Source organism: Nocardia sp. NPDC055050 (genome assembly GCF_053608345.1).
In genome coordinates this window covers 29,564-54,979 of the sequence record NZ_JBSGVG010000029.1, presented here as the reverse complement: position 1 = coordinate 54,979, position 25,416 = coordinate 29,564, and the positions used below count along the sequence as shown (strand labels likewise).

Below are 25,416 nucleotides of genomic sequence, written 5' to 3'. Positions count from 1 at the left end.
GGCCCAGACAGCGTCAGTCCGCGGTCGCGACCAGCGGTTCCAGCGTGAGTTTCGGGTGTTCCTTCTCGATGTACTGCAGCCGCCACTTGTCGCTGAACAGCGCCAGGATCACGCCGTCGGTACGGGTGAACACTTCGACCCCGCGCTGGCGATCCAGCTCGGGCGCCGACTCCGCGTCGGTGCGCCGTGCCAGCGTGAAGGGCAGGAAGTCCAGCTGGGTCTCGACGTTGAACTCGCCCTGCATCCGCGCGGTGACCACCTCGAACTGCATCGGACCGACCGCTGCCAGCACCGGGGTGGCGTCACCGCGCGCGTCGTTGCGCAGCACCTGCACCACGCCCTCGGAATCGAGCTGGTCGATGGCCTTGCGGAACTGCTTGTACTTGCCCGCGCTCTGCGCGCGCAGCGTCGCGAAATGCTCGGGGGCGAAGCTCGGGATCGGTGGGTACTCCACCTTCTTCTCGACGAACAACGTGTGACCCGGCGCGAGCGCGGTGGCGTTGACCAGGCCGACCACATCGCCGGGGTAGGCCGTGTCGACCGTGGTGCGCTCGCGGCCGAAGACCGTCAGCGCGTATTTGGTGGCGAACGGGCGACCGGTCTGCGCGTGGGTCACCACCATGCCGCGCTCGAATTCGCCGGAGACGATCCGCATGAACGCCAACCGATCGCGGTGGGCGGTGTCCATGCCCGCTTGCACCTTGAACACCACCGCGCTGAACGGGTCACCGGTCGTGCGTTCCTTGCCCGTCACGTCCTCGCGTGAGCCGGGCGCGGGCGCGAGCTGCACCAGCGTCTCGAGCAGTTGGCGCACACCGAAGTTCAGCATGGCCGAGGCGTAGATCACCGGCGAGGTCTGGCCCGCCAGGAACATCTCCTGATCGTGGTCCTGCCCGGTCGCCGAGAGCAGTTCGCTCTCCTCGGCCGCGGTCGTCCACGCCTCACCCTCGCGGGCTTCGGCTTCGTCGGCGGTCAGGTACTCCTCGGGTGCGATGGTCGCGCCACCGGCGGTGCGGGTGAAGTGGATGTACTCGGCGGCCTCGCCGTCCGGTCCGCGACGCAGCAGGCCGCGGAAATCGCCCGCGATGCCGACCGGCAGGAACAGCGGTGTGGGGGTGAGGCCGATCCGCTCGCTGATCTCGTCGAGCAGTTCGAGCGGGGCCTGACCCGGCCGGTCCCACTTGTTGATCACGGTGATCACCGGGATGCCGCGGTGGCGACACACCTGGAACAGTTTGAGCGTCTGTGGCTCGAGGCCCTTGGCCGCGTCGATCAGCATCACCGCCGCGTCGACGGCGGTGAGCACCCGGTAGGTGTCCTCGGAGAAATCGGAGTGGCCGGGGGTGTCGACGAGGTTGATCACATTGTCGATATCGGACCCGGCGGCGCGGTAGTTGAACTGCAGCGCGGTCGAACTGACCGAGATACCGCGCGCCTTCTCCATTTCCATCCAGTCCGACACCGTCGACTTGCGACCGGCCTTACCGTGGATGGCGCCCGCCTCGGAGATCATCCTGGCGTGCAGGGCCAGCGCTTCGGTGAGCGTCGACTTACCCGCGTCGGGGTGCGAGATCACGGCGAACGTGCGCCGACGGGCCACCTCGGCGGGTAACCCGCGGGGGGTGGGGGCGACGTTCTCTCCGGACTCGGACAAAGGGGAGCCTTTCGGTGGGGGCAGCCTTTCCAGGGTACGAGGGGCTGAAGGGGTGGTCACAGGGGGGATCAATTGTTCGGTAGTCCCAGGAGGTTTGACGCTGTGTTTTTTGGAGCGCTGGCGCGCTCGAGTCGCGGCCCCTGGGGGCCGCCGGTTAGCCACCGGGGCTTGCTCCTTCGTCGCGTACGCCCCGGCGGCTGACCGGCGACCCGGCCGCGACCGGCCACTTTGTGGCCGCTGCTCCCTATGGGTCGCAGGTGGGGGTTCGGAGTGCGGTCATGGCGGTTTCAGATCGCGGATTGCTATGCGGTATGGTTGGCGGGTTGTCTCGGCGAGGGTGAGTGCCCGTTTGGTGCGCACACCGTGATCGACGCGGCTCGGCTGAGTTTGTTTGGGCCGTCCTCGTTCGTTCTTTCGTCCGACGAGTAGACCTTGACCCCGGAGTTGGGTCACCCATGACCAGCCGTAGGAGCGCATTCAGTATGTCCGACGCCAATCTGATCGAAGCTGCCGTCCGCACCGAATTCGGTAAGGGTGCCGCCCGCCGCACCCGTCGCGACGGCAACGTGCCCGCCGTGCTGTACGGCCACCACGCCGAGCCGCAGCACCTGTCGCTGAACGCCAAGGCGTTCGCCGCGATCCTGCGCCTGCACGGCACCAACGCCATCCTGAACCTGCAGATCGACGGCCAGCCGCAGCTGGCGATGACCAAGTCGGTCGTCGTGCACCCGATCCGTCGCTACATCGAGCACGCCGACCTGCTGATCGTCAAGCGTGGCGAGCGCGTCACCACCGACGTCAACGTCGTCGTCACCGGCGAGGCCACCTCCGGCGCCCTGATCACCCAGGAACTCAACACCCTGTCGATCGAGGCCGACGCGATGAACCTGCCCGAGTCCATCGAGGTCTCGGTCGCCGGCATCGCGCCGGGCACCCAGATCCTGGCCGGCACCATCGCGCTGCCCGAGGGCGTCACCCTGGCCGGTGACCCGGAAGCGCTGATCGTCAACGTGATCGAAGCGCCGTCCGCCTCGCAGATGGACGACGAGGGTGAAGGCGCTGCCGCCGAGGCCGTGACCGCGGAGACCGCTCCCGAGTCCGAGTAAGACCGCGCACTACGATTCGGGCAATGACCGAATCTTCCGGGCCCGCGCTCGTAGTCGGACTGGGTAACCCCGGCCCCGAGTACGAGCGCACCCGCCACAATGTGGGCTTCCTGGTCGCCGATGTGCTCGCCGAGCGCGTCGGCGGCCGTTTTGCCGTGCACAAGAAGTCCGGTGCCGATCTGCTCCAGGCGCGATTGGACGGGCGTCAGATCCTCATCGCGAAGCCGCGCACCTATATGAATCTGTCCGGGCGGCCGGTAGCCGCGCTGGCGAAGTTCTTCTCGGTGCCGGTGGACCAGGTGATCGTGATCCACGACGAGCTGGATCTGCCGTTCGGGACGCTCAAGCTCAAGCAGGGCGGCGGCGAGGGTGGTCACAACGGGCTGCGGTCTATCTCGCAGGCGTTGACCACCAAGGAATATCTGCGGACCAGGATCGGGATCGGGCGCCCGCCCGGTCGACAGGATCCGGCCGACTACGTCCTCAAGCCCTTCGCCGCGCCGGAGCGCAAAGAGGTACCGGTGATCGTGGAGCAGGCCGCCGACGCGGTGGAGCTGCTGCTGAAGGTCGGGCTGGAAGCAGCCCAGAACAACCTGCATTGAGACACTCGGCGCGCCAAGGCACTTGGCGCGCCGAGTTCGTTCTCAGCGCAGGTGCACCGCGGTGGCCGAGCGGCGGAGTTTGCCCGAGGAGGTCTTCGGGAGAGCTCCGGGGCCGAGCACGGCCACGGTGCGCGGGCGCGAGCCCACTTCGGCGAAGACCTCGTGGACGATCTCGCGCTCGATGCGCTTCACCTCGTCGGCCTCCTGGTAGTCGTTGGATTCGACCACCACCGCGAAGCTTTCGCGTTTCTCCCCCGCGTCGAGGCGCACCGCGACCGCGTTGCCGGGGCGCACGCCCGGTACGCGCAGTGCGGCTCGTTCGATGTCGGTGGGGTAGATGTTGCGCCCGCCCATGATGATGACGTCCTTCATGCGCCCACACACCACCATCAGGCCGTCTTCGGTGAAGTAGCCGATATCGCCGGTGTCGAGCCAGCCGTCGGCGTCCTTGGCGGGGCGGAAGCCGTCGACGGTGACATAGCCCGAAGTGACAGCGGGGCCGCGCAATTCGATGACGCCGACCGAGCGGACCGGCAGCGGCTGACGTTCGGCGTCGACGACGCGCCCCTCCAGATCGTCGACCAGGTGCCCCAGCGTGGGCAGCCTGCGCGGGGTGCCGTGGTGGCCGTCCTCGGCGATCGGTACCGCCTTGCCGACGACCTCGAGCAGGTCGGCATCGATCACGTCGAGCACCTGCCCGTTGCCGGGGTCGGGAATCGAGACGGCCAGGGTGGTCTCGGCCATGCCGTACACCGGCGTGAGTGCCATCGGGCTGAGCCCGAACTGGTCGCCCGCCGCCGCGAGGGCGATCATGGTGTCGGGATCGACCGGTTCGGCGCCGTTCCACATGTAACGCACGCTGGACAGATCCAGGGAGCCCGGTTCGGCCTGACGCAGGCGCCGGGCCAGCAGGGAGTACGCGAAATTCGGCGCGGCGGTGACAGTTCCGCGATACTTGTCGATCAGCTCGGCCCACAGCAGTGGCCTGGCAAGGAAGTCCAGTGGTGTCACGCACACCACCTCGGCGCCGAATTGCATAGGTACGCTAAGGAATCCGACCATCCCCATGTCGTGGAACAGCGGCAGCCAGCTGATCATCACGTCGTCGTCGAGCTGGAATTTTACCCGGTTGAACATCGCGTAGGCGTTGGTGTTGAAGTTGCCGTGGGTGATCCGGACGGCCTTGGGGGATCCGGTCGAACCGGACGTCAACTGCTGCAACGCGATATCGCCCTCGGTGGTCGGCACCGGATCGGTATCGGCACCTCGGTGCAAGTCCTCGACCGGCACCACGATGATCCCGCGTTCCCGCAGCACCGGCTCGGCCGCCGCGAACGGCGCGCCGAGTACGACAGCCTTCGCGTCGATCATGTGCAGCACCGTTTCGGTGTCACGCACCCAGACCGCGAGGTCGGTGCGTGGCGTCGGTTGATGCAACATGGTGATGGAAGCGCCACGCATCCAGATGGCCTGGCAGGCAGGCGCGATGTCGACAGGCAGGCCGGCCAGCACGCCGACGGCGTCGCCGTGCCCGATCCCGGCGTCCGCGAGACCACCCGCCATCCGCCGCGCCTGCCTATGAATGTCCCCCCAGGTCTGCCGCAGTGGTGCCTCCGGCTCTCCGGTGACCAGCCCCTTGGAGCTGGTCAACGCTGTGCCAAACATTTCGTCGGTGAACCTGCTCAACGTCGGTCTCCCTTTACGCCAACGATCGGTTACGGCCGTGCTCTGCACTCCCAACAAGAAATCCCGCCCCGCCCCACGCGTGTTAACCCGGGCTGACGCCCCAGCACCCCTGCTGTTGCGCCCTAGCCAGCGAAGGTGGCTGCGTAGCGGTCTACGTATGGTCTACCCGATAGCGTGGCAATTTCCCGCATCAGCAGGTCCGTTGCCGCTCTGACCTGGGCGTGATGAACAGCTGTGGGATAGTGCCGCGCGGGGTGGACGGTGATGCGTACCTTGGTGAAACGCAACAGTTTCCGACCGCGAGGATTCATGCGATCGGTACCGTCCAGGACCACGGGCACCACCGGTGCCCCGGTGGCCATGGCAACGCGCAGCGCCCCGGTGCGACCACGATAGACCCTGCCATCCCGTGACCGTGTGCCCTCCGGGTGAATTGCCCAGGCGCCGCCGCCGTCGAGGATCGCGGTGGCCGCCGCGAGCGCGTCGGCGGCCGCGTCGCCGCCGGTGCGGTCCACCGGTACCTGGCCCGCGGCGGTGAAGAACCAGCGTTTGCATCGCCCACGCAACCCCGTGCCGGCGAAGTACTCCTGCTTCGCCAGGAACGTGAGCGGCCGCGGGATCACCAGGGCCAGGTAGAGCGAGTCGATGAAGGCCAGGTGATTGGCCGCGATGATCACCGGGCCGGTGCGTGGAATGTGCTCCAGCCCTTCGACGTGCGGGCGGCCGAGCAGGCGCAGCGCCGGGCCGATGAGGACGTATTTGCACAGCAGGTACCACATGGGCAGACCCTTCGTAGACAGTGTCTACGCAGACTAGTAGACACTGTCTACGCAGGCGACCGCGAAGGTCTGTGAACGGGTGTGCAGAATTGCCGGTATGCCTGAATCGTTGCGCGAGCGCCTGGTCGACGTCGGTGTCGATCTGCTCGAAACCGACGGCTTCGGCGCACTCGGGCTGCGTGCGATCGCGCGGGCCGCCGGCGTCTCCCACGGCGCGCCGCGGCGGTGGTTTCCCACGCACGCGGCGCTGCTCGCGGCGATCGCGGCGCGCGGATTCGGGGAGCTGATCGAGCGGTTCTCGATGCTCGCCACGATCGACGACCCGCGTGAACGGTTACGCCGAATGGCCGTTGACTATGTGGATTTCGCGGTGTCGCGGCCCGAGATGTTCACGCTGATGTTCCGCCACGATCTGCTGGCGGGCTCCGGCGAGAATCTGCGGGCGACGACGCGGCCGCTGTACGGACAGGTGGTGGAGTTGGTCGCGGCGGTGGCGCCGGAGTCGGCGCCGCAGCGCGCGCTGGCCCTGTGGACCAATGTGCACGGTTTGGCGACGATCGCCGTCAACCGGACGCTGGAGATCGTTGCCCCCGACCAGGATCCGCGGGTGCTCGTGGACCGGATCGTCCGCGAGCACCTCGCGGGACTCAGCGGGTGAGGTCGGCCAGCGTCGCGACGAAGCGGTCCAGGTCGGCCGGGCTGACGAAATAGTGCGGGGAGGCCCGCAGCACGGCGGGCAGGGTGCGCTCGGACATGTCGAGCAGGGTGGAGCCCGCGTGACTGACGGTGACGGTGATCGCGTGCTCGGCGAGCCGATCGCGCAGCTGTTCTGGATCGTGGCCGTCGGCGGTGAACGAGACGATGCCGCTGTGCTCGGTGCCCAGGTCGCGCACGGTCACGCCGGGCAGTTCCGGCAGGGTCTTGCGCAGGTACTCGGCGCGGGTGGCGACGGCCGCGTAGACCTCGTCGGAGCCCTGCTCGAGCAGGTAGTCGACGGCGGCGCCGAGACCGAGGCGGGCAGCGACACCGCACTCCCAGAATTCGAACCGGGCCGCGTCGTCGGCCAGACGATATTCGCCGGGACTCACCCACGCGGCACTGTGCAGGTCGAGGCGGGCCGGTTCCATGGTCTGCGCCAATTCGGAACGGACATACAGGAAGCCGGTGCCCCGGGGGCCGCGCAACCACTTTCGACCGGTCGTCGACATGGCGTCGACCCCGAGTTCGATGACGTCGATGGGCAGCTGGCCGGTCGACTGGCAGGCGTCGAGCAGTACCAGCGCACCGGCTTCGTGGGCGATTCGGGTGGCCTCGGCGACCGGGTTCACGAGGCCGCCGTTGGTCGGGGCGTGTTGCAGCGAAACCAGCCGCACGCGTTCGTCGAGCATGTCGGCGAGCGCGTCGGTGTCGAGGCGGCCGGTGTCGTCGCTGGGAATGCGCTCGACCACCGCGCCGGTGTGCTTCGCGCGCTGGAGCGCGGCGATCGCGTTGCTGGCGTAGTCGGCGCCGGAGATCAGGATCCGGTCGCCGGGGCGCAGTGGTACCGAATAGGCGAAATCGGCCCATGACCGGGACGCACTGTCGCTGAGGGCGATGGTTCCGGGCGTGGCGCCGATGAGCGTCGCGATCGAGGTCTTCACCGCGGCGAGATCGTCCAGACGCTCATTAGCCGCCCGATAGCCACCGATCTCCGCTTCGCGGTGTAAATGGGTGATCATCGTGTCGAGGACGATCTTCGGCGGCAGCGACGATCCGGCGCTGTCGAGGAAGACCTGACCGTTGGCAAGTCCTGCGGTGTCGGCTCTGATCGCGGCGAGGTCAAGCATGGTGACGACGATAGCGCCCCGAGTCGTTCCCCTTTTGGTCACTTTTTCTGTCGGTGGACCTCGCTACTCTGGAATGAGCGAAACGCAGGTTCCCCGGCAGCACGCAGCACGTGGAGGTTGGTATGGCGGTCACCCTGGAACGTTCGTCGTGGCCCGATTATGCCCCCGACCAGGGCGAAATGTCGTCGAGGGCGGCGGCCGAAGCCTATGTCGGCGGCGTCTGTTTCAAGCTCGGTCCACCTGCGCTGATCGGCGCCGAACTGGAGTGGCTCACCGCTGGTCCCACCGGTTCGCGGCCCTCGCTCGACCAGCTGGCAGCGGCCCTCGGGCCGCATGCACCGACCTCCCTCGCCCCCGCTTCCGCCGCGGTTCCCCTGCCCGGCGGGAGCCTGGTCACCGTCGAACCCGGTGGTCAGATAGAACTTTCCAGCGCACCGTTCGCTGATCCGGCCGCGCTGACGCAGCATCTACGCGCTGATGCGGCCCGTTTGCGGGACCTGCTCGCCGCCCAGGAGATCAGTATCTTCGCCGCCGCCGCCGATGCGGGCCGTCCCGCCGAGCGCCTGCTCCGTTTGCCCCGCTACGCGGCGATGGAACGTCATTTCGACGGCGTCGGCCCCTTCGGCACCCTCATGATGTGCAACACCGCCGCCACGCAGGTCAGCGTGGACGCCGGCGCCGATCCCGCCGAGGTGCGGGCGCGCTGGACCGCCCTCTACGTCCTCGGCCCCACCCTCATCGCCGCCTTCGCCTGCTCACCGCGCCTGCACGGCGTACCGCGCGGCGACTGGGCGTCTCAGCGAATGCGCACCTGGTTGCGCCTCGACCCTGCCCGTTCCAGACCCCCGGTGGCCGACTGGGCGGACCCGATCACCTCGTATGCCCACTGGGCTCTCGACGTGCCGCTGCTGTGTGTGCGCTGCACCGATGTCGATGCCGACTGGTCCCCGCCTCCCGGTGCCACCTTCGCCGATTGGCTGTCGGGCGCCCTCGACGACGAAGTGGGCCGCCGCCCGACCCGCGCCGATCTGGACTACCACCTGACCACCCTCTTTCCCCCGGTCCGAGCGTCCGGTCACCTCGAGGTCCGCTACCTCGACACCCAGCCCGGTGACGCGTGGACCACCCCGATCCACCTGTTCGACGCGCTGCTGTCGACCCCCGCTGTCGTCGCCGAGGCGACAGCCCTCGCCGCGCCCACCGCGGGGGAGTGGTTGACGTCGGCGCGTTGCGGCCTGCTCGACCCACACTTGCGCCGCGCTGCGGTAGACGTGCTCGACCTGGCCGCCGCGCATGCGCGAACACCCTCCGCTGCCGCGGAATTGGCCGCCGCGGCCCGCCGATGTAGTGCGGGCCGCAGTCCACTCGCCGAGGTCGACTCGGCACGCAACGGCGCGGGCGGGTCGTGATGATCTCGTCGGCCGCGCGTGGTCGGCATGCCGCTGTCCTTCTGTCCGAAGTCGTTGTCGACCCGCCTGTTTCGGAGCTCTCGTGACTCTTTCCGCCCCCGCCGACCACAGTGACCGCGACCGGACGCGTGCGCGCATCGCCGAGGTCCTGTCGCGTGCTCGCCGCCGCACCGCCCTGCTCACCGAGAGCGTGGACGAAGCCGATCTCGTCGCGCAGCATTCGCCGCTGATGTCGCCGCTGGTCTGGGACCTGGCGCATATCGGGAACCAGGAAGAGCTGTGGCTGGTGCGCGATGTCGGAGGCCGCGACGCGGTGCGGGCCGATATCGACGAGCTCTACGACGCGTTCAAGCACGCCAGGTCGAACCGGCCCGCGTTGCCGCTGCTCAACCCCGAGCAGGCGCGCGGCTACGTCGGCTCGGTGCGCGAAAAGGTCCTCGACGTCCTCGATTCCAGTGATCTGGCCGGTAATCCGCTGGTGGACAACGGTTTCGCGTTCGGCATGATCGCTCAGCACGAACAGCAGCACGACGAGACCATGCTCGCCACCCATCAATTGCGAATCGGCGCGCCGGTCCTGTCGGCGCCGCCCGCTCCGGTCGCCCAGGTGTCCGCAGGTGGCGAAATCATCCTTCCCGCAGGCGAATTCCTGATGGGGACCTCGGCCGATCCGTGGGCGCTGGACAACGAACGCCCCGCCCATCCGGTGCACGTCGACGGCTTCGCGATCGATGTCGCGCCGGTGACCAACGGGCAGTTTCTCGCCTTCCTCGACGACGGGGGCTACGACCGGTCCGAGCTGTGGTCGGAGCGCGGCTGGGCGCACCGCGGGGAGGCAGGCCTGGTCGCTCCGCAGTTCTGGGAGCGCGACGGTGACGGGTGGACGCGCACGGCATTCGGCGTCCGCACCCCGCTGCGGCTCGATCAGCCGGTGGTGCATGTGTGCTGGTTCGAGGCCGAGGCCTTCGCGCGGTGGGCGGGCAAGCGCTTGCCGACCGAGGCCGAATGGGAGAAGGCGGCCCGCTTCGACCCGGAAACCGGTGCGTCGCGGCGCTATCCGTGGGGCGAGGACCAACCGGACGCGCACCTGGCCAACCTCGGCCAGCGACATTTGGAACCCGCCGAGATCGGCGCCTATCCGGCCGGTGCGTCGGCCACCGGCGTGCACCAGCTCATCGGCGATGTCTGGGAATGGTGCTCCTCGGGTTTCGAGGCCTACCCCGGGTTCCGCGCGTTCCCCTACCGCGAATACTCGGAGGTCTTCTTCGGCGGTGACTACCGCATCCTGCGCGGCGGATCCTTCGGCACCGACGAGGTCGCCTGCCGTGCCACCTTCCGCAACTGGGATCACCCGATCCGGCGGCAGATCTTCGCCGGGTTCCGGCTCGCCCGAGATCTGCGCGAGGACGAACTCTGATGTGTAGGCACCTCGGTTACGTCGGCCCGCCGGTGGGGGTCGGCGAGCTGATTCTGCGCGGCCCCCACTCGCTCTACACCCAGTCCTGGGCGCCGGTCGATATGCGCGCGGGCGGCACCATCAACGCCGACGGCTTCGGCGTGGCCTGGTGGCGCCGCGCCGATGTGGGAACGGAGGGTGCCCGCGACGCGGTGACCCGCTACCGCAACCACGCCCCGATCTGGACCGACCCCGCCGTCGCCGAAGTGCTCGGGCAGCTCGAATCCCGGTCGGTCGTCGCCGCCGTCCGCTCGGCCACCGTCGGCATGCCGGTGGAGCGTTGCGCCTGCGCGCCCTTCACCGACGAACACTGGGCCTTCAGCCACAACGGCGTCGTGCCGGACTGGCGAACCACGCTCGTCGCCGTCGTCGCCGATCTGCGCGAAGTCTGCACCACCGCAACGCTGTTCGATTCACCCGCGGTGCTGCTGCAGGCGGAGGCGCTCACCGATTCCGCCGCACTGTGGGTGCTGCTGCGCGGCCTGCTCGGGGAGATCGACCCCGCCGGTCCTGTCACTTCCCCGGCCGACGCCCTACAGCTGCTGGTCGCGACCGTTCTCCGGTATCAGCCGAGCGCTCGCCTGAACCTGTTGCTCGGCAACGGTATCCAGCTGTGGGCCACCACCTGCTGGCATGCGCTGTCGGTGCTCGTCACCGACGACTACGCCGTGCTCTCGTCCGAACCCTACGACGCGGACCCACGCTGGCAATCCGTCGTCGACCACCAACTGGTCACCGCCACACCCGGCCACTGCACCATCACCGCACTCGAACTCTCCGCTACCGAAAGGGTCCGTTCATGACCGCGCCGCTGCTGGACATCCACCTCACTGACGACGATCTCACCGCGGCCTTGCGCACCGACGCCCGCACCGGTCTCACCGCCGACCCGAAGTCGCTGCCGCCCAAGTGGTTCTACGACGCCCGCGGGAGCGAGCTCTTCGAGCGGATCACCGAACTGCCCGAGTACTACCCGACCCGCACCGAGCGAGCCCTGCTCGAGCGGGTCGTCGGCGAGATCGCCGCGGCCGCTCGCGCCGAGGTGCTGGTGGAGCTCGGCTCGGGCTCGGCCGCCAAGACCCGTCTGCTGCTGGATGCGCTCACCGCCGAAGGTTCGCTGAAAACCTATGTTCCGCAGGATGTCTCGGCCTCGGCGCTACGCGGCGCGGCCGACGAGATCGCAGCCGAGTACCCGAACCTGTCCGTGCACGGCGTGGTCAGCGACTTCACCGACACCCTGCACAACCTGCCCCGCGGTGGCCGCCGCATGATCGCCTTCCTCGGCGGCACCATCGGCAACCTGGTCCCCGCCGAGCGCGCCGAATTCCTGGCGGGCATCAACGAGGTCCTCGAACCCGGCGAGCTGCTGCTGCTCGGCGCGGGCCTGGTCATCGACCCGGCGGTCCTGGTCCCCGCCTACGACGACGCCGCGGGCGTCACCGCCGAATTCAACCGCAATGTCCTGCACGTCCTCAACCACCGTCTCGACGCCGATTTCGTCCCCGAGAAATTCGACCACGTCGCCCTCTGGGACGCCGAGAACGAGTGGATCGAAATGCGCCTGCGCGCCACCGAGGCGATGACGGCCACCGTCGCCGGTCTGAACCTCACCGTCGACTTCGCCGCGGGCGAAGAGATGCGCACCGAGATCTCCGCCAAGTTCCGCCCCGATTCCCTCGCCGCCGAACTGCACCGAGCCGGCTTCACCCCCACCCACACCTGGACCGACCCCGACAACCGCTTCATCTTGTCCCTGTCCGAACGCCGCTGAGTCCTGGCTCCGGGTCAGGCCGAGCGCGCCGGCGGTCAGGTCAGGAGGGCGGCAACCGAGCCGTCACGCGGCGGGGTGCGTCGGCGGTGATGTCATCGCGCGGGATGGGTGGTCAGAGGTCGAGTTCGTCGGCGAGGTATTCGCCGCTGGTGAGGTTCTCGTCGCCCTCCAGGTCCTTTTCGACGCCTTCCTCGCCGTTGACGGCGTCGTCGTCGAAGAGGGCGCCGTCGACATCGTCGTCGCCGACCACGCGCATCGCGCTTTCCTCGGCGGGGCGTTCGTCCTCTTCCATCGCCTCCCGGCGGGACCCGCGCTCGGTGTACTCCTCGGAGATTTCCTCGTTGATGCCGAGGAAGCCGTCGGCGTCGGCTTCGTGATTGCGGATCACATAGTCGGCGGGCGGGTCTTCCACATAGCGTTCGTATTCGACGATGTCGTCGGCTTGATCGTCGTCGCCCATGTCCATGTCCAACGGTTCACGGCTCATGGTCTCCAGTATCGGCCTCCGACGGCCGTCCGTCACGAACCACGCCCGGGCCGGGCGGTCGTCGGCTACGGGCGTCTGCCGCTGGTGTCCTCCGGGACGCCGTGGAGGACGGCGGCGAACCATTCGACGAGCGGCCGCAGGTCGTTCCAGGCGCGGCGGATCTCGGTGGCCGCGGCCGGGGTGGTGAGCCACTCCGGTGCGCCGAACTCGCGGTGCACGGTCAGGGACTTGTGGCGCAGCAGGTCGATGCGTGGATGGTCGATGGCGTAGCCCTTCGGCTTGGTTTTGAGCTTGTCGCCGCCGAGGGTGAAACCGGCTGCCGTCGTCGCGGCCAGGATCTTCTCCAGTTCCGCGCCGCGCACCTCGTCGTCGATCGTGGCCCGCAGGACAGCCAAGGCGGTGGGCGAGGGCCGGAAGCAGCCGCCCGCGACGAACAATCCCGCCGCCCCGATCTGCACGTACCAGCCGACGCCGGGCGACACTCCCGCCACCGCGCCCTGGTGGGTTTTGTAGGGCAGTTTGTCGGCCGAGAATCGGACGTCACGGTAGGGCCGAAAGATCTTGGCCTGTCCGAATTCCGCCGCCAGTTCGGCGGCGAGCGCGACCATCGGTGCGCGCACGGCCTCGTCGTAGAGGTGTTTGTGCGCGTTCCAGAAGGCCTTCGAGTTGTCGGCCTCCAGGTCTTCGTAGAAGTCGAGTCCGGCGAGCGGGAATCCGGTGAAAGCGTCCATCGGTGCGGCGTTTCTCAGTTCTGTTCGGGGACGGGGGCGGCGTGGCGATCGAGCCGGCTACCCCTACCAGTATCGCCCGCCGAGGCTCACAGACCGCCGATCAGTGCCACGAACACGAGCACCAGAACCGCGGCCAGCGCCGCGATGGCCCCGTTGGCGATCGCCGCCCACTTGCCCATCGGCTCACCCTTGGCATGTCCGACCAGCCCGAGCACGACTCCCGTCGGCGCGGTGACGAGCACCGGCAGCCCGCACAGCATCACCCCGCCGAGCACCGACGCCGCGACACAACAGAAGCTGATGATCGACCACACCGGCGTGCTGTCGCGGTAGCCGTACCCCGGCGGAGGCGGCGACGGGAACTGCCCCGGGTACTGCGGCGCTCCGTAAGGAGCCCGACCAGGCGGCGGATAGCCCGAAGCGGGATATATCGGCGCGGCATTGCCGACAGCGGGATACCCGGGCGCGGGAAACATCGGCCCCGGCGGTGGCGGCGGATACGGCGGCAACTCGACAGCCGGATTCGCGACCCTAGCCCAAGGCTGAGCGGCGGGCGGTGGGGGATACGACGTCGCGTCGTCAGCGGTTACCGGATCGGCGATCCCACCCCATGGTTCCCCGCCCACCGGATCAGCCACCTCCGGCGCGTCCTGCACCCGCGGCACACCCTGATCCTTACCGAGTTCGACCCGCCGCTCCGGCTCAGTCCCCATGCCGCCCCCTATAACGTCCCGAATTACAGGACCACCATGCACCAAAGACCAGCCGGTGCGCCATTGTCCGAGGACAAACGCACCGACTGGTCTCGAGAGAACATGGGTAACTCACCGGGCACGAGCTAACCCTCAACCTCTGAAGGCTTGCCGCGTCCCCAACCCACCCCGCGCCCCAGTCTGGCCAAAAGTCGCGGGGAGGCGGTTAGGCGTTGCCGTTGAACAGGCCCGTGACCGAGCCGTTCTCGAAGACCTCGCGGATGGTGCGGGCCAGCAGCGGCGCGATCGACAGCACGGTCAGCGTCGGGAACTTCTTGTCCTCGCTGATCGGCAGCGTGTTGGTGATGACGACTTCCCTGGCACCACAGTTGGCGAGGCGCTCGGCGGCCGGATCGCTGAGCACACCGTGGGTGGCCGCGATGATGACGTCGCCCGCGCCGGCTTCCTTGAGGACCTTCACCGCACCGGCGATGGTGCCACCGGTGTCGATCATGTCGTCGATCAGCACGCAGGTGCGGCCTTCGACGTCACCGACGACGCGGTTGGACTTCACCTGGTTGGGCACCAGCGGGTCGCGGGTCTTGTGGATGAACGCCAGCGGCGTGCCACCGAGCGCGTCGGCCCACTTCTCGGCGACCTTCACGCGGCCGGCGTCGGGGGAGACGACCGCGAGGTTGTCCGACGGGTAGTTGGTGCGGATGTAGTCCGACAGCTGCACCAGCGCGTGCATGTGATCGACGGGGCCGTCGAAGAAGCCCTGGATCTGGTCGGTGTGTAGGTCGACGCTGATGATGCGATCGGCGCCCGCGGTCTTGAGCAAGTCGGCGACCAGGCGGGCCGAGATCGGCTCGCGGCCGCGGTGCTTCTTGTCCTGGCGCGCGTACGGGTAGAACGGCAGCACCGCGGTGATCCGCTTGGCCGAACCGCGCTTGAGCGCGTCGATCATGATGAGCTGTTCCATCAGCCACTGGTTGAGCGGCGCGGGGAAGCTCTGCAGCACGAAGGCATCGGAACCGCGGACCGACTCCTCGAACCGGACGAAGATCTCACCGTTGGCGAAGTCACGCGCGGTCTGCGGGGTGATGTCGACGTCGAGTTCCTTGGCGACCTGCTCGGCCAGCTCAGGATGTGACCGGCCGGCGAAGAGCATCAAGTTCTTCTGGTTGTCGATCGAGAACGCGGTCACTGCTGGTTGCCATCCTTTTGCTCGATTGTCTTCGAAGACGTCTCGTCTGCCGCGATGGCTTCCGCCGCCGCGCGCGCCGCAGCGGTTCCTGGACGGTAGCGCTGCACCCAGTTTTCAAAAGTGCGCTGTGGCCCACCCGACACAGCAAGTGCACCCGGTGGAACGCTTCTGCGCAGTACAGTACCCGCACCCGTATAGGCGCCGTCACCCACGGTGACCGGCGCGATGAACATGGTGTCGCTACCTGTTCGCACATGGGAACCAACCACGGTGTGGTGCTTGTTCACTCCGTCATAGTTCACAAAAACGCTGGAAGCGCCGATGTTGCTGTGCTCGCCGATCGTCGCGTCGCCGACGTAGGTGAGGTGGGGCACCTTCGAGTGCGCGCCGATCGAGGCGTTCTTGGTCTCGACGAACGCGCCGAGTTTGCCTTCCTCGCCCACGACGGTGCCGGGGCGGAGGTAGCTGAACGGGCCGATGGACGCGCCGTCGCCGATCTGAGCGTGCGTTCCGTGCGTTCGGATCACACTCGCGCCGACTCCGACGAGCACGTCGGTGAGCGTGGTGTCGGGCCCGATCTCGGCGTCCTCGCCGATCTCGGTGCTGCCGAAGAGCTGGGTACCGGGCCGCAGCACGGCGTCGCGCCCGATCCGCACACTCGCGTCGATCCAGGTGGTCGCCGGGTCGATGATGGTGACGCCCGCGCGCATGTGGCGTTCGAGAATGTAGCGATTGAGGGTGGCGCCCGCCTGGGACAGCTGCACCCGGTCGTTCACGCCGGTGACCTTGTTCGAGTCGACCAGTCGCGCGCCGTGCACGGGGCGACCGGCCTCGCGGGCCAGTCGAAGCACATCGGTGAGGTAGAGCTCGTGCTGGGCGTTGGCGGTGGACAGCCGCCCGATCATGGTGCGCAGTACCGACGCGTCGAACGCGTAGACGCCGGAGTTGACCTCTTTGATCTTGGCCTGTTCGGGGGTGGCGTCGGCGTGCTCGACGATCTCGGCGAGCTGGCCGTCGTCGTCGCGCACGATCCGGCCGTAACCGTTGGCGTCGTCGGGCACGAAGGTCAGCACCGTCACGGCGGGCCGTTCGGCGTAGCTGCGGTGCTCGTCGAGCAGCGCGGACAGCGTGTGCCCGTCGAGCAGCGGCACATCGGCCGAGGTGACGAGAAGGTCGCCGTCGAAGTCCGCGGGGATCGAACCCAGTGCGCACTGCACCGCGTGTCCGGTTCCGAGCTGCTGCTCCTGCACCGCGCACACGATCTCGCGGCCGAGTTCCTTACCCACGTCCGCGACGGCGGCTCCGACCTTGTCCCGGTCGTGCCCGACAACGGTGATCAGGTGGGTCGGATCGATCTCGACGGCGGCGTGCAGCGCGTGCGAGAGCATCGACCGTCCTGCTAACGGGTGCAGCACTTTCGGAGTCTTCGACCGCATTCGCGTCCCAGCACCTGCTGCGAGAACGACGACGGCGGTCTGCGGTGGCATGGATCTCCCTCGGCTGCCTGTCAGCGAGTGCTGTGGCGGGTTCGGTCGGTAGATGGTGCGGGCCGACGATACGTCACTGTGTGTCCGTGTGCTCCGCCGCCAGGACTCGAACCTGAACTATCTGAACCAAAATCAGAGGTGCTGCCATTACACTACGGCGGATCGCCACACCAGTGGGCTCTCGGAGCCCACCACTGTGCTACGGCACGCCAGTGATCCTCGCACACGATCCCGCCCTCGGGCGAATCTTGTGTACGCCTGTCGCGTCCGTGCTCGGATGCCGTTGTTAGCCTTCTGGAACGCACGTACTGATTTCTCGTGAGTCGAAACGCGGAGAGGCGGGGGCACGCATGTCGTCCAGTGAGCCGGGGCGGGCCACCAGGCCCAGGATGACGGGTACGCAGCGCAGGCAGCAGTTGATCGAGATCGGTCGCGCCTTGTTCGCGGAGCGGGGGTACGACGCGACATCGATCGAGGAGATCGCGCAGCGAGCGCAGGTGTCGAAGCCGGTGGTCTACGAGCATTTCGGTGGCAAGGAGGGCCTCTACGCGGTGGTCGTCGATCGCGAGATGTCGATGTTGCTGGAGATGGTCACCTCCTCGCTCACCCGCAATCGATCGCGGGTGCGATTAGAGCAGGTGGCGCTGGCCTTGCTCACCTACATCGAGGAGCGGACCGACGGTTTTCGGATCCTGGTCCGCGACCAGCCCGCCGCCAACTCCGACGGTCGCTACTCGAGCCTGCTCAACGAGGCCGTGAACCAGGTGGCCCATCTGCTCGCCGGTGATTTCGGCCGTCGCGATCTCGATACCAGCCTCGCCCCGCTCTATGCCCAGGCTCTGGTCGGCATGGTCTCGACCACTGCCACGTGGTGGCTCGACGAGCGCACCCCGCCCAAAGAGGTGGTCGCGGCGCACCTGGTCAACCTGTGTTGGAACGGTTTGAGTCATTTGGAAGCCGAACCGGGGCTCAGCTCCGAATGGAATACGGGGACTACGCCGACCAGCGGTGGGGTAACCGGACGTTAGCGCAAGCAACGTGGACCGAATCCATGATTCGGCTGCCACTTTGCCGCCTGGTGGTACGGTTCACCCATCCTTTTGGGTGCTGCCGGGCGGTATGTCGAGCAAATTTCGGGATGTCGGTCTACTTCAGGATGGCTGGATTATTGGATGACAGGCGGATCTGATGGCTAGGCAAGCACGCGCGGAGATCACCCGCGACTCCGTCCTTGCTGGCGCTGCCGATGTCTTTCTCCGTTTGGGCTACGCCAACGCGAGCCTCAGCGAAATCATCGCGCAGTCCAATGTGACCAAGGGCGCCTTGTACTTTCACTTCGGCTCCAAGGAGGAGCTGGCCAGGGCGGTGGTCGATCAGGGCAACGAGCGCCTGACCGGATCCTGTCAGGGCTTCTTCGATTCCCGGGTGCCCGCGCTGGAGGCGGCCGTCGGGATCACCTACGTGGTGGCCGATCTGTCGATGAACGATCCGATGGTGGGCGCGATGCTCAAGCTCACCCACCAGATCGGTGACTATCGCGGAGCGCAGGGCGACAACATCGCCAAGACCTGGGGCGAGACCTACCGGTTGCTGTCGGAGCGGGCCATCGCCCAAGGCGACCTGATCGCCGACCTCGATCCCGAGGTGGTCGGTGTGCTGCTCCAGGAACTGACCGCGGGCGTGCACATCGTCGCGGTCGGCACCGAGTCGATGGAGCAGATGGCGGCGCGGATGGAACGGGCCTGGTACTTCCTGCTGCCCTCGCTGGTGCCGCCGGAGAAGCTGTCGTACTTCCGGGAGTTCGCGGCGCGCAGGCTGCGCCGCTACGTCGTCTAGTTCACACGCTGCGGTCGGTGGCGAGCACCGTCCGCACGTCGGCCTCGGGTCCGGTCGGGGTGATCCGGACTTCGTCGCGGCCGAAGGCGTGCAGGAGCAGCTCCGACGGCGTGCCGGTGAGCACCACTTCGGCGCCGTCGCCACGATGCGCCGTGATCCGGGCTCCCTGCGGCGTCGCGAGGACAACCGGAACCGGCGACTTGCGGTAGGCCGCGCGTGCGACGGTGCGCAGTGCGGTCCACAGTCGGTCCTCGTCGCGCGCCGCCAATTGCCTTGGCTCCCAGCCCGGTTCGGACCTGCGCACGTCTTCGTGGTGGACGAACATCTCGCTGAGATTGGCCACCGCGTCGACCGGGCGCAACGGCGACCACCACGGCGGGCCGGTGCGGACCAGCTCGAGCAGTTCGGCGAACGGCCGCTGCGCGATCTGGGCCTGCTTGGCCTCCAGGTAGCCGGCCATCGGCCGGAAGACGATGCCCACCGACGCGTCGGGCCTGCGTTCGCGGACCACCAGGTGGGCCGCGAGGTCGTGCACCGTCCAGGTGCCGCACAGGGTCGGCGCGGCAGGGCCGGCCTCGGTCATCGTTTCCACGAGGGCGTGGCGTTCACGTCGAGCCAGACTCACGCCTCGACCCTACGCGTATCGCGACATCCACAGCGCCCAGCCCGTCGACAAGCAGCCGCCTCTCGAGCGATCCCGGGCTGTAGCGCGTCAGCCGCCGTTCATCCACCGTCGCTTGAGGTTCCAATGGTTGGCCCACCACGCCTGTTCCGCCGCGGGGTCAGAGCCTGCCGCCGGGGGTGGTGATTCTCCCGGGAACAGCCCTTGCGGACTTGGGGCGCCGACCTTTGCCGGGGTCGCAGCGGCACTCGGTGCGGCCGCTTCCGGTGTGTCCGCCGGTTCGGGGGAGTCTGTGGGACCGGCTTCGGGTGCCGGAACCCAGGTGGGCGGTTCTGGATCACGAGGCCCGGCGGTGGTGGGGGCCGTAGCAGCTGACGGCGGCGCTGGAGCGGGAGCCTGCGCTGAGTGGTTCGGCGCCGCTGCCGGAGCAGGTGTCACAGGTCGGGTTCGATCTTGCGGCGAGGCCGGAAGCGAGGCATCAGGGGTTGTCTCGACAGTGGCAGGCGCTGAGGGCGACGGTGGAGCGAGGCTGGTCGTGCCGGGGGAACCCGCGTTCATGGCAGGCGAGTTCTCCTCCAGTGCCTGCGACGCGGCGAATCCGGCGACGCCGAGAAAGGCCGCGAGGGCCGCCGCGGTCAGCAGTAGCCGCCGGTGGCGGCGAGGCGCCTGCGGTGGTTCGGCGAGTTGCTTGCGCACCTGGCCGGCGGCGATCAGCGCGGCTGCGCGCGCCGTCGCCTGCGCGAAGTCCGGGACGAGGACCACGCGCGCGGTGAGTTCGTAGCGCAGGGCGCCCGCGATCTCGGGATCGGCGGTCGACGAACCACAGAGGGCCACCGCGTCGGGGTGCGCCGGGATCGACGCCAGCACCGACCGCACGCGACCGATCGTCTCGGTCATCGCGTCGGTATCGAACGATTCCGCGAGACCGTCGGCCGAGGCGCCCTCGGCAATACCGGTGGTCCAGGCGTCCGAGGCCAGGATCTGCCGACGATCCGGCCCGACCACGACGGCGGTCGCGGCGTGATCGGCGAGGTCGAGCATCACCACGGTCCCGAACTCATCGAGTTCCGGCATGTCACCGACCAGCGCGAACAGTGCCGATCGGGTCGAAACCAGCGATGATGTCCGCCACGGGCCGGCCGCGAGCTCCGAGACGATCTGTTGCCGGTCCTGCGCAGTGTGATACGCCACGGCGACATCCGCGATCACCGGGGCTGCCTCGGCGAGGGCGTCGAGTGCGTGGACGATCGAGCCCCCGTCTTCGACACGCTGCTCGACCGACTGAAGGACCTCGGATTTCCTCCCCGGTGCGTTGGACAGGAGCACCCCCCGGACGACAGTGCGTTCCGCTGATATTCCGACTGTGGTCGTCATAGATCACCCACTCGATAGACGTATAGCTTTCGGAGGTTCGTGGTGGGTGCGCTCGGTGATTGGTCGATGTTCCAACTGTGATGTCTCTCACAGGGCATCCATTGCTCCTGAGTCGGCTCACACCCGGGGTCAGCCGCGGGCCGACCCCCGGGAATCACTCATCTAGACTTCGAGACGGGCTGCCTCGCCTATCCCGTCTGCGTATTCAGGAGCGAACAATGTCCTCCCTTCGTCCTCCGCTCGCCGGTCTGGCCGAAGTGGTCGCGGGTGACGCCGCGCTGCGGACGGTCACCGACCTGGTCGGCAAATCCGGGGTGGAATTGGTCGCGCCGTCGGCCGTGCGGCCGTTCGTCGCCGCGACGATCGCCGATCAGCGTCCCCTGGTGGTGGTGACCGCCACCGGTCGCGAGGCCGACGATCTGACCGTGGAACTCACCGAGATGCTCGGCCCGTCGGTCGCCATGTTCCCGTCCTGGGAGACCCTGCCGCACGAACGCCTCTCGCCCGGCCCCGACACGGTCGGGCGCAGGCTCGAGGTGCTACGCAGGCTGGCCCATCCCGAAGACCCCGTCTACCCCGAACCGCTGCGGGTGGTGGTCACCACGGTGCGTTCGCTGATGCAGCCGATGACGGCCGGGCTCGGCGATATCGAGCCGGTGGTGCTGCGGGTCGGCGGCGAACACGATTTCGACGAATTGCTCACTCGCCTGGTGGAATTCGCGTACACCCGCGTCGACATGGTCGGCAAGCGCGGCGAGTTCGCGGTGCGTGGCGGCATCCTCGATCTGTTCGCGCCGACGGCGGATCATCCGGTGCGCGTGGAGTTCTGGGGCGACGAGGTGACCGAGATCCGCCCGTTCTCGGTCGCCGATCAGCGATCGCTCACCGAGAGCACCGTCGAGATGGTGGTCGCGCCGCCGTGTCGCGAGTTGCTGCTCACCACGCCGGTGCGCGAGCGCGCCACCGCGGTCGCCGCCGACAACGAGGCCGACGCCTCCCTGGTCGAGATGCTGAACAAGATCGCCGAGGGCATCCCCGTCGACGGCATGGAGGCCCTGCTGCCGGTTCTCGCGCCGGGCAAGCTCAGCCTGCTCACCGAGGCGCTGCCCGGGGGCACCCAGTTGCTGCTGTGCGACCCGGAGAAGATCCGCACCCGCGCAGCCGATCTCGTGCGCACCGGCGAGGAGTTCCTCGAAGCCTCGTGGACCGCCGCCTCGTTCGGCAGCGACGCGCCGCTGGGCGCCAACGGCCTCGACCTGGCTGCCTCCGGCTACCGCAGCCTGCCCGAATTGCACACCAGCGCGGACGAACTCGGCCTGCCGTGGTGGACGCTGAGCCCGCTCAGCTCCGGCGACCCGATCGAGGTGAACCTGCCGGTGGCCGCCGGGCCCACCGCCCGCGGGTCCGACGAACTGGTCGCCACCATCTTCGCGTCGCTGCGCGCGCACGTCGCCACCGGCGGTCGCGCGGTCGTCGTGGTCACCGGTCACGGTACGGCGCAGCGTGTACTGGAACGGCTCGGCGAGGCCGAAGTGCCCGCCGCGCTGCTGCCCGCCGGTGGGGTGCCGGAGCCGGGAGTGGTGGGCGTGCTGTGTGGTTCGCTGCACGACGGGCTGATCTTCGACGATGCCGGACTGGTGGTCGTCGCCGAGTCCGATCTCACCGGCAACCGGGTCACCGCGCCCACCGAGGGCAAGCGGCTGCCCGCCAAGCGCCGCAACCAGGTCGACCCGCTCGCCCTCACCTCGGGCGACATGGTGGTGCACGACCAGCACGGCATCGGCCGGTTCGTCGAGATGATCGAGCGCACCATCGGCGGCGCGCGCCGCGAGTACCTGGTGATCGAATACGCGCCGAGCAAGCGCGGCCAGCCCGGCGACCGCCTGTTCGTGCCGATGGAATCGCTGGACCAGCTCTCCCGCTACGTCGGCGGCGAACTGCCGAGCCTGTCCAAGCTCGGCGGCTCCGACTGGGCGAACACGAAACGCAAGGCGCGCAAGGCCGTTCGCGAGATCGCGGGTGAGCTCGTGCAGCTCTACGCTGCGCGCCAGGCCGCGCCGGGTCACGCCTTCGCCCCGGACACCCCGTGGCAGCAGGAGATGGAGGACGCGTTCGCGTTCACCGAGACCGTCGACCAGATGACCGCCATCACCGACGTGAAGTCGGACATGGAGAAGGCGGTGCCGATGGACCGCGTGGTCTGCGGCGACGTGGGCTACGGCAAGACCGAGATCGCCGTGCGGGCCGCGTTCAAGGCGGTGCAGGACGGCAAGCAGGTCGCCGTGCTGGTGCCCACCACGCTGCTCGCCCAGCAGCACCTACAGACCTTCACCGAACGCGTCGCGGGCTTCCCGGTGACGGTGAAGGGGCTGTCCCGGTTCACCGATGCCTCCGACTCCAAGGAGATCCTGGCCGGGCTGGCCGACGGCTCGGTCGACATCGTGGTCGGCACCCACCGGCTGCTGCAGACCGGTGTGCGCTGGAAGGACCTCGGCCTGGTGGTGGTCGACGAGGAACAGCGCTTCGGTGTGGAGCACAAGGAACACATCAAGGCGCTGCGCACCCACGTCGACGTGCTTACCATGTCGGCCACTCCGATCCCGCGCACCCTGGAGATGAGCCTGGCCGGCATCCGCGAGATGTCGACCATCCTCACCCCGCCCGAGGAGCGTCATCCGGTGCTCACCTATGTGGGCGCCTACAACGACAAGCAGGTCACCGCCGCCATCCGCCGCGAGCTGATGCGCGACGGTCAGGTGTTCTACGTGCACAACCGGGTGTCCTCGATCGACAAGGCCGCCAAGAAGATTCGCGATCTGGTGCCCGAGGCGCGCGTCGTCGTCGCGCACGGTCAGATGAACGAGGACCAGCTCGAGAAGACCGTGCAGGGATTCTGGGAGCGCGAATACGACGTGCTCGTGTGCACCACGATCATCGAGACCGGCCTCGACATCTCCAACGCGAACACGCTGATCGTGGAACGTGCCGATTCCCTCGGCCTTTCGCAGCTGCACCAGTTGCGTGGTCGTGTCGGTCGTTCCCGTGAGCGCGGCTACGCGTACTTCCTGTATCCGCCGGAGAAGCCGCTCACCGAGACCGCCTACGACCGCCTGGCCACCATCGCGCAGAACTCCGATCTGGGTGCGGGTATGGCCGTGGCGATGAAGGACCTCGAGATCCGCGGCGCGGGCAATGTGCTCGGCGCCGAACAGTCCGGTCACGTCGCCGGTGTCGGCTTCGACCTGTACGTGCGACTGGTCGGCGAGGCCGTGGAGGCCTACCGCGCGGCCGCCGACGGCAAGCCGATCGTCACCGAGGAGAACAAGGAGGTGCGCATCGATCTGCCCGTCGACGCGCACATCCCGCCCGACTACATCGCCAGCGACCGGCTGCGGCTCGAGGGCTATCGCAAACTCGCCTCCGCCCAGGACGATTCGGCCCTGGCCGCGGTCGTCGAGGAGCTCGTCGACCGCTACGGCCCGCTGCCGGTGGAGGTCGGGCGACTGGTGGCGGTGGCCAAGCTGCGCCTGCTCGCGCGCGAGTACGACGTGTCCGAGATCGTGGTCACCGGCTCGTCGCTGAAGATCGCGCCGCTGAATCTTCCTGATTCCAAACAGCTTCGGCTCAAGCGGATCTACCCCGCGGCCAACTATCGCCCGGCGAGCGGGCTGATCACCTTGCCGCTGCCGCGGATCACCGACAGCGTCGGCGCCGACCGGGTGCGCGACGTGGCAGTGCTGCAATTCGTCGCCGATCTGCTGCTGGTGCTGGACGGTAAACCCCAGGGGATGGTGGATCTTTCGGTGCCGACAGAAGCTGCGGCGGCGCGATGAGCCAGGAGACGTCCCAGGAACAGGCCGACACCGCGGTCGTCGCCGCGGGACTGTCCGACGCCGTCGAGGTGATGGATCGCCTCTGGCATTTCGGCGGCTGGGAGCGCACCCAAACCCACGATTCGCTGCGCCCCTATCTCCTCGAGGAGACCTACGAACTCCTCGACGCCATCCAGGCCGGCGACGCCGAAACCATCAAGGAAGAACTCGGCGACCTGCTGTTGCAGGTGCTGTTCCACTCCCGAATCGCCGAACACGCGGGCGAGTTCACCGTCGACGACGTGGCGGCGACCCTGGTCGGCAAACTCGTCCATCGCAGTCCCTACCTCACCGATGCCGATTTCTCCTCGGGTACCTCGGTGGCCGCCAAGATCGCGGCGCAGGAAAAGGCGTGGGAGGAGCGCAAATCCGCGGAGAAATCCCGGCGCTCCTGCCTCGACGGCATCGCCATGGCCCAGCCCGCTCTCGCTCTCGCCGAGAAGATCCGCACCCGCAGCGCCAACGCGGGCCTGCCCGCCGACCTCGTCCCGGACACCCTGCGCGTGGTGGAACTGGGCGGTCCTGATTCGGCCGAGGAACGGCTCCGCACAGCGGCCGTCGACTTCGCCACCGCCATCCGCGCCGCCGAGGACGCCGCCGAAGCCGAACGAGGTGCTCGGTCCCCGCTCGGCGCGGATGACTGGCATACCTTCTGGCCGCGCTGAGCATCACCCGCCGACGGCGTCGGCTACCGCTGAGCTAACGATGCTCGGTGGGTGGGTGGACGGCGTCGGCGGCTGAGACGTTGCTGAGATCTTGTGGACAATCGTGCGCGCGCCAGCGGGCAAGGGCCACACAGCTTTAGACTCGAAGCAGCTC

At 68.2% G+C, this 25,416-nt stretch carries 22 protein-coding genes and 1 tRNA gene; 11 read left to right on the top strand and 12 right to left on the bottom strand.

Annotation, left to right across the window (positions count from 1 at the left end; genetic code table 11):
- Window positions 1-13 precede the first annotated feature (13 nt).
- Window positions 14-1,654, bottom strand: coding sequence for a peptide chain release factor 3 (locus ACWGCN_RS25710; RefSeq protein WP_387445829.1), 1,641 nt, complete (start codon window positions 1,652-1,654; stop codon window positions 14-16).
- 482 nt (window positions 1,655-2,136) lie between these two features.
- Between ACWGCN_RS25710 and ACWGCN_RS25705 the strand changes: the two genes are divergently transcribed.
- Together ACWGCN_RS25705 and pth are read left to right on the top strand one after the other, a co-directional pair.
- Window positions 2,137-2,760 (top strand): 50S ribosomal protein L25/general stress protein Ctc, encoded by a 624-nt coding sequence (locus tag ACWGCN_RS25705; protein ID WP_452453345.1) that lies wholly within the window; start codon window positions 2,137-2,139, stop codon window positions 2,758-2,760.
- A 23-nt stretch (window positions 2,761-2,783) separates the two neighbouring features.
- Window positions 2,784-3,362: an aminoacyl-tRNA hydrolase gene (gene pth, locus ACWGCN_RS25700; protein ID WP_379318384.1), complete on the top strand. Its 579-nt coding sequence runs from the start codon at window positions 2,784-2,786 to the stop codon at window positions 3,360-3,362.
- Between the two features lie 42 nt (window positions 3,363-3,404).
- On the opposite strand, the gene ACWGCN_RS25695 is transcribed toward pth, so the two are convergent.
- Together ACWGCN_RS25695 and ACWGCN_RS25690 are read right to left on the bottom strand one after the other, a co-directional pair.
- Window positions 3,405-5,048, bottom strand: a complete 1,644-nt coding sequence (locus ACWGCN_RS25695; RefSeq protein ID WP_378993194.1) for a fatty acyl-AMP ligase — start codon at window positions 5,046-5,048, stop codon at window positions 3,405-3,407.
- Between the two features lie 122 nt (window positions 5,049-5,170).
- Window positions 5,171-5,827, bottom strand: coding sequence for a lysophospholipid acyltransferase family protein (locus tag ACWGCN_RS25690; RefSeq protein ID WP_378993191.1), 657 nt, complete (start codon window positions 5,825-5,827; stop codon window positions 5,171-5,173).
- A 97-nt stretch (window positions 5,828-5,924) separates the two neighbouring features.
- Between ACWGCN_RS25690 and ACWGCN_RS25685 the strand changes: the two genes are divergently transcribed.
- Complete coding sequence (locus ACWGCN_RS25685) at window positions 5,925-6,485, top strand: TetR/AcrR family transcriptional regulator (RefSeq protein WP_387445831.1); 561 nt, start codon at window positions 5,925-5,927, stop codon at window positions 6,483-6,485.
- On the opposite strand, the gene ACWGCN_RS25680 is transcribed toward ACWGCN_RS25685, so the two are convergent.
- On the bottom strand, window positions 6,475-7,653 hold the full coding sequence (locus tag ACWGCN_RS25680; protein ID WP_387445832.1) for an aminotransferase class V-fold PLP-dependent enzyme: 1,179 nt from the start codon (window positions 7,651-7,653) through the stop codon (window positions 6,475-6,477). The genes ACWGCN_RS25685 and ACWGCN_RS25680 overlap by 11 nt on opposite strands.
- A gap of 122 nt (window positions 7,654-7,775) precedes the next feature.
- Here ACWGCN_RS25680 and egtA point away from each other — a divergent pair, with 122 nt between their 5' ends.
- The 4 genes from egtA (at window position 7,776) to egtD (ending at window position 12,289) form a co-directional block, all read left to right on the top strand.
- Window positions 7,776-9,062 (top strand): ergothioneine biosynthesis glutamate--cysteine ligase EgtA, encoded by a 1,287-nt coding sequence (egtA, locus tag ACWGCN_RS25675; protein WP_387445833.1) that lies wholly within the window; start codon window positions 7,776-7,778, stop codon window positions 9,060-9,062.
- Between the two features lie 82 nt (window positions 9,063-9,144).
- Window positions 9,145-10,479: an ergothioneine biosynthesis protein EgtB gene (gene egtB / locus ACWGCN_RS25670; RefSeq protein WP_452453352.1), complete on the top strand. Its 1,335-nt coding sequence runs from the start codon at window positions 9,145-9,147 to the stop codon at window positions 10,477-10,479.
- Window positions 10,479-11,321, top strand: a complete 843-nt coding sequence (gene egtC / locus ACWGCN_RS25665) for an ergothioneine biosynthesis protein EgtC (protein WP_452458859.1) — start codon at window positions 10,479-10,481, stop codon at window positions 11,319-11,321. Before egtB ends, egtC begins: the two co-directional genes overlap by 1 nt.
- Window positions 11,318-12,289 (top strand): L-histidine N(alpha)-methyltransferase, encoded by a 972-nt coding sequence (gene egtD, locus ACWGCN_RS25660; protein ID WP_452458860.1) that lies wholly within the window; start codon window positions 11,318-11,320, stop codon window positions 12,287-12,289. The genes egtC and egtD overlap by 4 nt, the downstream gene beginning before the upstream one ends.
- Window positions 12,290-12,401: 112 nt before the next feature.
- On the opposite strand, the gene ACWGCN_RS25655 is transcribed toward egtD, so the two are convergent.
- The 6 genes from ACWGCN_RS25655 to ACWGCN_RS25630 form a co-directional block, all read right to left on the bottom strand.
- The gene (locus ACWGCN_RS25655) at window positions 12,402-12,776 is read right to left on the bottom strand and encodes a hypothetical protein (protein ID WP_387445836.1); all 375 of its coding nucleotides are present in this window, start codon (window positions 12,774-12,776) and stop codon (window positions 12,402-12,404) included.
- Window positions 12,777-12,841: 65 nt separating this feature from the next.
- Window positions 12,842-13,507 carry a DUF2461 domain-containing protein gene (locus tag ACWGCN_RS25650; RefSeq protein ID WP_378993175.1) on the bottom strand — a complete coding sequence of 222 codons (666 nt, stop codon included), beginning with the start codon at window positions 13,505-13,507 and terminating at the stop codon, window positions 12,842-12,844.
- An 86-nt stretch (window positions 13,508-13,593) separates the two neighbouring features.
- Window positions 13,594-14,220 carry a hypothetical protein gene (locus tag ACWGCN_RS25645; RefSeq protein ID WP_452458861.1) on the bottom strand — a complete coding sequence of 209 codons (627 nt, stop codon included), beginning with the start codon at window positions 14,218-14,220 and terminating at the stop codon, window positions 13,594-13,596.
- A 205-nt stretch (window positions 14,221-14,425) separates the two neighbouring features.
- Entirely contained in the window at window positions 14,426-15,406 is a 981-nt protein-coding gene (locus ACWGCN_RS25640; protein ID WP_056813833.1) for a ribose-phosphate diphosphokinase, read from the bottom strand.
- A complete protein-coding gene (gene glmU / locus ACWGCN_RS25635; protein WP_378993172.1) occupies window positions 15,403-16,893 on the bottom strand; it encodes a bifunctional UDP-N-acetylglucosamine diphosphorylase/glucosamine-1-phosphate N-acetyltransferase GlmU in 1,491 nt (496 codons plus the stop codon). Before glmU ends, ACWGCN_RS25640 begins: the two co-directional genes overlap by 4 nt.
- A gap of 91 nt (window positions 16,894-16,984) precedes the next feature.
- Window positions 16,985-17,055 (bottom strand) — tRNA-Gln (locus ACWGCN_RS25630).
- Window positions 17,056-17,282: 227 nt separating this feature from the next.
- On the opposite strand from ACWGCN_RS25630, the gene ACWGCN_RS25625 reads away from it, so the two are divergent.
- On the top strand, window positions 17,283-17,921 hold the full coding sequence (locus ACWGCN_RS25625; RefSeq protein ID WP_379223884.1) for a TetR/AcrR family transcriptional regulator: 639 nt from the start codon (window positions 17,283-17,285) through the stop codon (window positions 17,919-17,921).
- A gap of 160 nt (window positions 17,922-18,081) precedes the next feature.
- Window positions 18,082-18,729 (top strand): TetR/AcrR family transcriptional regulator, encoded by a 648-nt coding sequence (locus tag ACWGCN_RS25620; protein WP_358071707.1) that lies wholly within the window; start codon window positions 18,082-18,084, stop codon window positions 18,727-18,729.
- 1 nt (window position 18,730) lies between these two features.
- Here ACWGCN_RS25620 and ACWGCN_RS25615 read toward each other — a convergent pair whose 3' ends face one another.
- Window positions 18,731-19,354 (bottom strand): TIGR03085 family metal-binding protein, encoded by a 624-nt coding sequence (locus ACWGCN_RS25615; RefSeq protein ID WP_378993169.1) that lies wholly within the window; start codon window positions 19,352-19,354, stop codon window positions 18,731-18,733.
- A gap of 87 nt (window positions 19,355-19,441) precedes the next feature.
- On the bottom strand, window positions 19,442-20,725 hold the full coding sequence (locus tag ACWGCN_RS25610) for a hypothetical protein (protein ID WP_452458862.1): 1,284 nt from the start codon (window positions 20,723-20,725) through the stop codon (window positions 19,442-19,444).
- A gap of 218 nt (window positions 20,726-20,943) precedes the next feature.
- Here ACWGCN_RS25610 and mfd point away from each other — a divergent pair, with 218 nt between their 5' ends.
- Complete coding sequence (mfd, locus tag ACWGCN_RS25605; RefSeq protein ID WP_449970427.1) at window positions 20,944-24,558, top strand: transcription-repair coupling factor; 3,615 nt, start codon at window positions 20,944-20,946, stop codon at window positions 24,556-24,558.
- Window positions 24,555-25,262: a MazG family protein gene (locus ACWGCN_RS25600; protein ID WP_449970430.1), complete on the top strand. Its 708-nt coding sequence runs from the start codon at window positions 24,555-24,557 to the stop codon at window positions 25,260-25,262. Before mfd ends, ACWGCN_RS25600 begins: the two co-directional genes overlap by 4 nt.
- The last annotated feature ends 154 nt before the right edge of the window (window positions 25,263-25,416 follow it).

Bases quoted from the DNA above. Each gene is read 5' to 3' on its own strand.
- ACWGCN_RS25705 (WP_452453345.1), top strand. From the start codon at position 2,137: ATGTCCGACGCCAATCTGATCGAAGCTGCCGTCCGCACCGAATTCGGT.
- pth (WP_379318384.1), top strand. From the start codon at position 2,784: ATGACCGAATCTTCCGGGCCCGCGCTCGTAGTCGGACTGGGTAACCCC.
- ACWGCN_RS25690 (WP_378993191.1), bottom strand. From the start codon at position 5,827: ATGTGGTACCTGCTGTGCAAATACGTCCTCATCGGCCCGGCGCTGCGC.
- ACWGCN_RS25685 (WP_387445831.1), top strand. From the start codon at position 5,925: ATGCCTGAATCGTTGCGCGAGCGCCTGGTCGACGTCGGTGTCGATCTG.
- ACWGCN_RS25680 (WP_387445832.1), bottom strand. From the start codon at position 7,653: ATGCTTGACCTCGCCGCGATCAGAGCCGACACCGCAGGACTTGCCAAC.
- egtA (WP_387445833.1), top strand. From the start codon at position 7,776: ATGGCGGTCACCCTGGAACGTTCGTCGTGGCCCGATTATGCCCCCGAC.
- egtC (WP_452458859.1), top strand. From the start codon at position 10,479: ATGTGTAGGCACCTCGGTTACGTCGGCCCGCCGGTGGGGGTCGGCGAG.
- egtD (WP_452458860.1), top strand. From the start codon at position 11,318: ATGACCGCGCCGCTGCTGGACATCCACCTCACTGACGACGATCTCACC.
- ACWGCN_RS25655 (WP_387445836.1), bottom strand. From the start codon at position 12,776: ATGAGCCGTGAACCGTTGGACATGGACATGGGCGACGACGATCAAGCC.
- ACWGCN_RS25650 (WP_378993175.1), bottom strand. From the start codon at position 13,507: ATGGACGCTTTCACCGGATTCCCGCTCGCCGGACTCGACTTCTACGAA.
- ACWGCN_RS25645 (WP_452458861.1), bottom strand. From the start codon at position 14,220: ATGGGGACTGAGCCGGAGCGGCGGGTCGAACTCGGTAAGGATCAGGGT.
- glmU (WP_378993172.1), bottom strand. From the start codon at position 16,893: ATGCCACCGCAGACCGCCGTCGTCGTTCTCGCAGCAGGTGCTGGGACG.
- ACWGCN_RS25625 (WP_379223884.1), top strand. From the start codon at position 17,283: ATGACGGGTACGCAGCGCAGGCAGCAGTTGATCGAGATCGGTCGCGCC.
- ACWGCN_RS25620 (WP_358071707.1), top strand. From the start codon at position 18,082: ATGGCTAGGCAAGCACGCGCGGAGATCACCCGCGACTCCGTCCTTGCT.
- ACWGCN_RS25610 (WP_452458862.1), bottom strand. From the start codon at position 20,725: ATGACGACCACAGTCGGAATATCAGCGGAACGCACTGTCGTCCGGGGG.
- mfd (WP_449970427.1), top strand. From the start codon at position 20,944: ATGTCCTCCCTTCGTCCTCCGCTCGCCGGTCTGGCCGAAGTGGTCGCG.
- ACWGCN_RS25600 (WP_449970430.1), top strand. From the start codon at position 24,555: ATGAGCCAGGAGACGTCCCAGGAACAGGCCGACACCGCGGTCGTCGCC.